The organism is Sphaerobacter sp., assembly GCF_019683595.1.
Classification (GTDB): domain Bacteria; phylum Chloroflexota; class Chloroflexia; order Thermomicrobiales; family Thermomicrobiaceae; genus Sphaerobacter.
Window position 1 is genome coordinate 1 of the sequence record NZ_JADGHZ010000159.1, and the last position, 7723, is coordinate 7723.

The following is a 7723-nucleotide window of genomic DNA, read 5'->3' on the forward strand; positions in this document are numbered from 1 at the left end:
TTATTTGGGTGTCCGTGCTTGGCTCGTGCCGGGGGCGGGTGGCGTGAAGGATCACACGCCGTGGCAGCCCGGCGGCTTGAGCCCCGGGCACATGCCGGGCGGCGGGGGCCCTATCACCGGGTGTGAGCGCTGCCTCTCCCCAGCCCGCTTCAGCGGGCTTTGTGTTGTCAGCCCGGCGGCTTCAGCCCCGGGCACATGCCGAGTGGCGGGGCCCACGCACCACTCATCTCTACCAGGCGTCACCAGCCCGCGCCATGATGCGTGGCCGGTCCCGCGCGAGATCCTTCGCTGCGCTCAGGATGACAGGCGCGCGGGAGCGGATGGCGGGCGGGTAGACCAGGTTAATTCGTCAAACTCCATCACCCCCGGGCACGCGCCACGGCGCGGGGATCCTCGCGCCACCCGCACGGGCACCTACCACGGCGCGGGAACCTTTCCACCACCCATCCCCGGCTCTACCACCGCGGAAGACCCACCGCACGCGTCACACTCCACCACTCCACGAGCCCGCATCCCGGCGGTGTGCACGATCACTACGGCAAACGCTTGGAGCCACCCCGATCCGCCGTGCTAGACTGGCAGCGATGTCCGGGCACGCCGGGGCCGCGGACGGCCGCCGGTTGGCCGTATCGGTCGCGTTGGAGCCTATGGAGGCGGATCCGATCGCCCAGACGCCACTCGAGCCAGACGCCAATTCCCGCCCACCAAACATCGTCATCCGCGGCTACGGCCAGTACTACGATGTCCGCACACCCGAGGGCATCGTGCGCTGCACCGTTCGCGGAGTGCTCAAGCGTGCGCGGCGAAAGACCGACCCGGTGGCCGTCGGGGATCGGGTCGAGATCACGCTAACCGGGCCGGGCGAGGGGGTGATCGAAGCCGTCGCGCCGCGGCTGCGGACCCTCTCGCGGCGCGCGCGCGGCACCGAGGACGTTGAACAGGTCATCCTGGCCAACCCGGATCAGTTGGTCGCCGTGTTCGCCGTGGCCGAGCCCGAGCCGCACCCGCGGATGCTCGACCGCTTCCTCATCATCGCCGAGGCGCGCGGGCTGGGGGCGGCGGTCTGTGTCAACAAGATCGACCTCGACCCGACCGGGGAGCTGCGCCGCATCTTCGACCCCTACCGCGCGGCCGGTTACCCGGTCATCGAGACCAGCGCCACCACCGGCGTCGGGATCGACGAGCTGCGTGCCATCTTGCGCGGCAAGGTCTCGGCGCTCTCCGGCCCCTCCGGCGTGGGCAAGTCGAGCCTGATCAACGCGTTGCACCCCGAGTTGGACCTGCGCGTGGGGGAAATCAGCGCCGTGACCGGAAAAGGCCGGCACACGACCACAGCCACCACTCTGATCCTCCTCGACGACGAGACCTACATCGCCGACACGCCGGGCATCCGCCAGCTCGGGTTCTGGGGCATCGACTTCGAGCACCTCGATCGCTACTTCCCGGAGTTTCGCCCCTACCTCGACCAGTGCTACTATGCCGACTGCACCCATCTGACCGAGCCGGGCTGCGCCGTCCTGGCCGCTGTGGAAGCCGGGTCGATCGATCTCGATCGGTATGAGAGCTACCGGGCGCTGCGCGCGGGGACCGGCGACGATCGCTAGCCGGTCGAGCCGCCAGCAGGTGTGCCGGGAGCAGAGAGGAGACTGCCCATGGATACCGCGATCCAGAGCCTGCGCGATGGCTTCAAGCAGGTCCTCGCCGAGCAGCACGATGCCTGGCGGAAGGTGCTCGAGGGCCTGAGCCCTGAGGCGCTCAACTGGAGCCCCGGCTCGGAGATGAACTCGATCGCGGTGCTGGTGACGCACGCGATCGGGGCGGAGGAGTTCCTGATCGCCACCGCGGTCGGTGAGTCGGTCGAGCGGGACCGGGACGCCGAGTTTCGGGCCGAGGCGCCCGATGCCGCGGCGCTGCTGCGCCTGATCGACGAGTCGAGTGCCCGCACTGCCGCGCTCCTCGATCGCGTGACACCGGAGGATCTCTCGGCGATCCGCCAGCCGGCGGGGGATCGGCTGAATCGCCGCCACCCCGGAACCTGGTGGCTGCTGCACGCCGTCGAGCACAGCCGTGAGCACCTTGGCCAGGCCCTGCTGACTCGCCAGCTCTACGAGTCGCGCGCCTAGCGCCTGGCCCCGTGGGGTGACGGAGAGGGGGACACGATGGCCGAATGGGACCAGCAGGGGCAACAGGGTGAGCAGCCGGAGGCGGAGAACCAGGCCGTCGCGTCGTGGCTCCAGGTGCTCCTCGGCGTCCTCTGCGCGGTCGGCTTCGTGGCTCTCCTGTTCGGCCTGGTCTACATCAAGGCGCACGGACTCTAGCCCCCTCGGCTTCGCGGCGGTCGTCCCTGGCGGCACGTTGCTTGCGCCCCTGGTGGTGGGGCCCCACCCATTGGTGTCTGCCCGTCCCACCACGGCGCGGCGGATATGGCGAACACGGCAAGGGAGTACGTGCCATGAGTGACGACCGTGACCAGTTGAAGGGCAAGGGCGAGGAGCTCAAGGGCAAGGCCAAGCAGGCCTGGGGCGACATGACTGATGACACCCAGACCGAGGCCGAAGGTAAGGGCGAGGAGCTCAAGGGCAAGGCCCGTGAGAAACTGGGCGAGGCTCGCGATCGCCTGAGCGACATGGGCGACGATGAAGAGGAACGGCATTAGCCACCCTCGCCCGTCATGAATGACGACGGACGACGGCGCCGGAGTATTCTCCGGCGCCGTTTCGTTTGAGCCGGCTTGGGCGCGGTCGGGGTGTCTTCACTCCCAGCCCCCTCTCGGACGGAGCCCACCAGGGGTGAGGGGGGAGAGGTCGTCAGTGCTGCTCCTGGCTCCGACCTCTGGCGGCGCGTGCGACGCGATGCGGGCAATTGGATGGTGCCAATTGGCCCTTGCACTCTCCAGCCGGTGCGCCAAGATGAGTTTCCGAAGGTGTACCTCACGAGAGGGGACATGGGGCAGCAGCCTGGAGGGGCCTGATGGAGCCAACCCGCGATCGACCGCGCTTCGAGTTGAGCGCACGGCTCGTTGCGATCATCGGCGTGATGATCGCCGTCGTCTTCGTCGCGACGTTCAGCGTGAAGATCCCGATCCCCGGCGGCTACATCCACTTCGGCGATATCGCCATCTACTTCGCGTCGTTCATCTTCGGTCCCATCGTCGGCGTGCTCGCCGGGGCGATCGGCCCGACTCTGTCGGACCTCCTGTCGTACCCGAGCTACGCGCCGGGTACCTTTGTCATCCACGGTCTACAGGGGCTCGTTGCCGGCATGATCGGCTGGCGCGCGGGCGTGCCGCGCATGATCCTGGCGGTGATCGCCGGGGGCGCCATCATCGTCGGCGGCTACTTCCTGTACGACCTGGCCGTCGTCCGTGTCGGCCTCGGCGTGGCCGTGACCGATGCCGGCTTCAACACCCTGCAGGCCCTCACCGGTGCGGTCGTTGCCATCCCCCTGGTGTTGGCCGTGCGGCAAGCCTACCCGCCGATTGCCACCTGGACTGCCCGGCGCACATGGCGCGAAGAGCCGGAGTAGTCGTCACGGAGTGCGCCGGATGAGACAGGCGCACTCCGCTCTTAGCGCAACATTATCCGCGGAGGAATGCAATTTGCGTCGGCATCTTCGCTTCATGTTGTGATGCCGGCGCAGTGCGCCTTCTGGTGCATGCGCCGCTGTGCCGCGGCCGCGAGGCCGATGGGGAGAGAGGTCAGGCCATGCACCTCCAGCCCGCGCCTACTCGCTTCGTCGCGCTGGTCGTCCTGGTTATCACCGCGCTGGTCGTCGTGGCTTGCGGCGGGGGTGCGGCGCAGGAGGCCAGCCCCACCGTCGGCGGGGCGCTGATGACCGCAACCGCCGCGATGCCCAGCAGCTCGCCCGCCGCCAGCCCGGGCGCGAGCCCGACCGCCAGCCCCGCCGGGACGCCAGGTGGAACCCCGACCGGCGGTACCGAGGATCTGACCGGGTGGGCCACGCCGTCCGACACCGAGAACGGCACGATCGCGCTCCTCCTGCCCGAGACCAAGACGGCCCGCTACGAGAGCGCCGACCGGCCGTTCTTCGAGGCACACTTCCAGGAGCTCTGCCCGAACTGCCAGATCATCTACAACAACGCCAACCAGGACGCGGCGACGCAGCAACAGCAGGCTGAGGCTGCGTTGACCAACGGTGCCCAGGTGCTTGTGCTCGACCCGGTCGACTCCGCCGCGGCGGCTGCGATCGCCGAAATGGCAAAGGCCCAGGGCGTGCCGGTTATTGCCTATGACCGGGCGATCCTCAACTCGGACGGCGTCAGCTATTACATCTCCTTCGACAACGTGGAGGTCGGCCGGTTACAGGCCCAGACGCTGGTCGACGCGCTGGCGGGGGTGGACAACCCCCAGATCGTCATGATCAACGGCTCCCCGACCGACAACAACGCCGGCGAATTCAAGAAGGGCGCGCACAGCGTCTTCGACCCACTGGTGGACGCGGGCGAGCTGACCATCGCCATGGAGTACGACACCCCTGACTGGAGCCCGGACCAGGCGCAGAACGAGATGCAGCAGGCGCTGACCGCGCTCGGCAATCAGGTGGACGGGGTCTACGCCGCCAACGACGGGACCGCCAGCGGTGCGATCGCGGCGATGAAGGCGGCCGGAATCAGCCCGCTGCCGCCCGTCACCGGCCAGGACGCGGAGCTGGCCGGTATCCAGCGCATCCTGATCGGCGAGCAGTACATGACCGTCTACAAGGCGATCCAGCCGGAGGCGGAGATCGCCGCGGAACTGGCCTTCGCGCTGCTGACCGGGCAGGACGTCCCGGAGAGTGTCACCGGTGGGCAGACCGCCAATAACGGCGCGACCGACGTCCCCGCGATCCTGCTCACGCCGGTCGCCGTGACCCAGGACAACATCGCCGACACCGTGGTCGCGGACGACTTCTGGACCGTCGAAGAGATCTGCACGGCGGAATACGCCGACGCCTGCGCGGACGCCGGGCTGGAGTGAGTCGCGTTGCGTGTTGCGTAGGAGATGGCCCTCACCCCCGGCCCCTCTCCCAACTCTGGGAGAGGGGGGAACGAGGGACATGAGCCGTAGTGTGTATTGCGTACGTCGTGTTCTTTACGCCTCCCCTCTCCCCACGTGGGGAGAGGGGCTAGGGGGTGAGGGCCGGTGCACGATGGACACCGCCGATGACGACTGCCGAACGGACACCGATCCTCGAACTCCGCGGGATCTCGAAGCGCTTCGGTGCGGTGCAGGCGCTGCATGAGGTCGACTTCGAAGTCTACCCCGGCGAAGTCGTCGCCCTGGTCGGCGACAACGGCGCCGGGAAGTCGACCCTCATCAAGGTCATCGCCGGCACCCACCGGGCCGACGCCGGGGACTACCGCTTCGCCGGGGAGACGGTCGTGGTGACGCACCCCGGCGAGGCCACGCGGCTGGGGATCGAGACGGTCTATCAGGATCTGGCCCTCTGTGACAACCTCGACGTCGTCGCCAACCTCTTCCTGGGCCGGGAGCGGGTCGACTCGCTCGTGCCGCCGGTCATCCGACCGCTCGACGAGGTGGAGATGGAGCGCCAAGCTGTCGAGGTCCTGGCCAGCCTGAATGTGCGCATCCCCTCGGTTCGCAGTCCCGTCGCGACCCTCTCTGGGGGGCAGCGGCAGTCGGTCGCCATCGCCCGGGCGGTGATGTGGAACTCGGCGGTCGTGGTCCTTGACGAGCCGACGGCCGCGCTGGGCGTCGCCCAGACGCGGCAGGTGCTCAACCTGATCCGGCGCCTGCGCGATCGGGGGCTGGGCGTGGTCGTCGTCAGCCACAACCTGGCCGACGTCTTCGAGGTCGCCGACCGCATCATCGTGCTGCGCCTGGGACGCCGGGTCGCCACCTTCGCCCGGCGCGACGTGACCCCCGAGCAGGTAGTGGCCGCGATTACCGGTGCCGGGATCGGGCAGCAGCCCAACGGGCCGCTGCCGCCCGACGAGGTGGTCACGGGGCCGGACGGGGAGGCGACACCATGAGCACGGGCACGAAGCCCGCGGCGGAGGAGGCCCATGTCCCGGCAGCCGCGCCCGGGCTCCGCGGCTGGCTGCGCGGGGTCGGGGAGCGCGCGACCCGGAGCAACATCGGCGCCCTGCCGGTCCTCCTCGGGCTCGCCGTCATCGCCGTCATCTTCCAGATCGCCAACCACAACTTCCTGACGGCGCTCAACCTGACCAACCTCATGATCCAGATCGCCGCCGTCGGCACTATCGCGGTCGGCGTGACGCTGGTGCTCCTGCTCGGCGAGATCGACCTCTCGGTCGGCGCGGTGAGCGGCCTGGCCGCCGGGGTGATGGCGGTGCTGTCGGTCAAGCAGGGCTGGCCCGCGCTGGCTGCGGTGGCCGCCGCGATCCTGGTGGGGACGGCGATCGGCTTCCTCCAGGGCGCCTGGAGCTTCAAGCTGGGGGTGCCGTCCTTCATCGTGACCCTGGCCGGCCTGCTCGGCTGGCAGGGGGCGCTGCTGCGTGTGCTCGGGACGACCGGGACGATCAACCTGAACGACCCGTTCATCACCGGGATCGCCAATCGTCTCCTGCCGCTCTGGCTCGGCTGGGCCGCCGGCATCGCCTTCGTCCTCGTCTATGCCGGGACGGCCCTCTGGAGCCGCCGCCAGCGGCTGCAGGCCGGCCTTCCGGTGCCGGCGGCGGGTGGTGTGATCCTGCGCATCGCGGTCGTCTCCCTCGGCGTGCTGGCGGCGGTCGCCCTGATGAGCGTGGACCGCAGCCCCAACCCCCGGGTGCAGATCGCGGGCGTCCCCTCCGGTGTGCTGATCTTCCTGATCTTCGTGGTGGTCTTCGACCTGATCACCCGGCGCACGCGCTTCGGCCGCCACATCTACGCCGTCGGCGGCAACGCCGAGGCGGCGCGGCGGGCGGGCATCAACGTCGATCGCGTCCGGATCACGGTCTTCATGCTCGGCTCGACGCTGGCGGCCTGCGGCGGCATCCTGGCCGCCTCCCGCCTCTACGCCGTCAACCAGGCCTCCGGCTCCGGCGACGTGCTGCTGAACAGCATCGCGGCCGCCGTCATCGGCGGCACGAGCCTCTTCGGCGGGCGAGGCACCGTCTGGTCCGCGCTGCTCGGCGCGCTGGTAATCGGGGCCATCTCCAACGGCATGGACCTGCTGGCGCTCTCCGCCGCGATCAAGTTCATGATCACCGGCGGCGTCCTGCTGCTGGCCGTCACCATCGACGCCCTCGCCCGCCGCAGCCGCCAGGCCGCCGGGCGGGCGTAGGGGAGCCGGGCGGTGGTGTGTGCCGTCTGGTAAGTGCTGGAGGTTATGGCCCTCGACGGATGCGGTGGGTCTCCGGCGGTGGTCTGTGCCCGGGACGGGTGGTGCAAAGGTTCCCGTACTGCGGCACGTGCCCGGGGGGTAAACCCCCGGGCTGAATAGGGGAAAGCCCACTGAAGGGGCTGTGATGGCAACATGCAGGCGCATTCAAGCCGGCAGGCTCGTGGGCACCGAGTCCTAGTCCCTTCAGTGGACTTCGCTGTGTCAGCCCGGGGGTAAACCCCCGGGCCCAAACCACAGCGCGGGGATCCTCCCTTCACCCGCCCGGGCACGCGCCGCTGCACAAGATCCTTGACACCAGACAGGGGAAGGTTCAATCCCCTCGCCCTCACTCCTTCGGCATCGCCTTGATCGCCTCGTAGGCGGGGCGGGGGGTGCCGTCGGGGTAGAGGAGGGCGTAGGCGGTGAAGGGGTGACC

The 7723-nt window shown here is 69.3% G+C and carries 8 protein-coding genes; all 8 read left to right on the plus strand.

Annotated elements, in window-relative coordinates:
• The first annotated feature begins 647 nt into the window (after positions 1-647).
• The 8 genes from rsgA to IRZ30_RS13825 all read left to right on the plus strand — a co-directional run bounded on the left by rsgA (position 648) and on the right by IRZ30_RS13825 (position 7248).
• Positions 648-1604 (plus strand): ribosome small subunit-dependent GTPase A, encoded by a 957-nt coding sequence (rsgA, locus tag IRZ30_RS13790; RefSeq protein ID WP_294086017.1) that lies wholly within the window; start codon positions 648-650, stop codon positions 1602-1604.
• A 48-nt stretch (positions 1605-1652) separates the two neighbouring features.
• Positions 1653-2123: a DinB family protein gene (locus tag IRZ30_RS13795; RefSeq protein ID WP_294086018.1), complete on the plus strand. Its 471-nt coding sequence runs from the start codon at positions 1653-1655 to the stop codon at positions 2121-2123.
• Positions 2124-2159: 36 nt separating this feature from the next.
• Entirely contained in the window at positions 2160-2318 is a 159-nt protein-coding gene (locus IRZ30_RS13800) for a hypothetical protein (RefSeq protein ID WP_294086019.1), read from the plus strand.
• A gap of 134 nt (positions 2319-2452) precedes the next feature.
• Positions 2453-2656 carry a CsbD family protein gene (locus tag IRZ30_RS13805; protein WP_294086020.1) on the plus strand — a complete coding sequence of 68 codons (204 nt, stop codon included), beginning with the start codon at positions 2453-2455 and terminating at the stop codon, positions 2654-2656.
• 314 nt (positions 2657-2970) lie between these two features.
• A complete protein-coding gene (locus IRZ30_RS13810; protein ID WP_294086021.1) occupies positions 2971-3525 on the plus strand; it encodes an ECF transporter S component in 555 nt (184 codons plus the stop codon).
• 179 nt (positions 3526-3704) lie between these two features.
• Positions 3705-4976 (plus strand): sugar ABC transporter substrate-binding protein, encoded by a 1272-nt coding sequence (locus tag IRZ30_RS13815; RefSeq protein ID WP_294086022.1) that lies wholly within the window; start codon positions 3705-3707, stop codon positions 4974-4976.
• 185 nt (positions 4977-5161) lie between these two features.
• A complete protein-coding gene (locus IRZ30_RS13820; protein ID WP_294086023.1) occupies positions 5162-5992 on the plus strand; it encodes an ATP-binding cassette domain-containing protein in 831 nt (276 codons plus the stop codon).
• A complete protein-coding gene (locus tag IRZ30_RS13825; protein WP_294086024.1) occupies positions 5989-7248 on the plus strand; it encodes a sugar ABC transporter permease in 1260 nt (419 codons plus the stop codon). The genes IRZ30_RS13820 and IRZ30_RS13825 overlap by 4 nt, the downstream gene beginning before the upstream one ends.
• The last annotated feature ends 475 nt before the right edge of the window (positions 7249-7723 follow it).